Here is a 621-nt window from a genome sequence, read left to right as displayed (position 1 = left end):
CGCCCCGACAGCCCCGCCACACTGCTGGGCCGCCTGGGCATCCTCCCCAGCGAGGTCCCGGCGCGCTGCCAGCCCTGGCAGGTCGCCGCCCAGGAGCGGCATCAGGAGTTCTGTTCGGGCACCCGCTTCAATCTCGCCGGCAGCCGACGTATCGAGCTGCACTGGGGCGATGGCTTGGACGACACCCTGGCCTATGCGCGCCTGCGCTACGGTATCGGCCGCGTGGACGTACTGGCCGACATGGACTTCCTGCGCAATGGCAACGGCGCGACGGGCGGCCTGCGCGATATCCCGCATCGCGATCTGGCCCGCCTGCTGCTGGCCCCGAACTACGGCAAGGGCACGGTCCACCTGGTCTACGCGGTGCAGGCGCCCTCGCTGTGGAAGATGGTGTTGCAGCGCGGCTGGCCGGTATGGCTGCCCCTGCTGCTGGCGATGCTGGCCTGGCTGTGGGCGCGCAGTCAGCGCTTTGGTGCGCTGCTGCCCTCGCCGCGCGAGGAACGGCGCTCACTGCTGGAACACGTCCGCGCCAGCGGCGAACACCTGCACCGCTACGGCAAGACGCCGCTGCTGTACGACGCCGTGCGTCAGGCCTTCCTGGCCCGTCTGCGCCGGCGCGCG

General features: G+C 71.3%; 1 pseudogene. It reads left to right on the top strand.

Annotation, left to right across the window (positions count from 1 at the left end):
• Positions 1 to 621: pseudogene (locus tag JCM9942_RS17630) on the top strand (DUF4350 domain-containing protein); the annotation flags it as partial.

The sequence above is a fragment of the Stenotrophomonas pictorum JCM 9942 genome (assembly GCF_001310775.1).
Taxonomy (GTDB): domain Bacteria; phylum Pseudomonadota; class Gammaproteobacteria; order Xanthomonadales; family Xanthomonadaceae; genus Stenotrophomonas; species Stenotrophomonas pictorum.
This window is presented reverse-complemented; position numbering and strand designations above follow the sequence as displayed.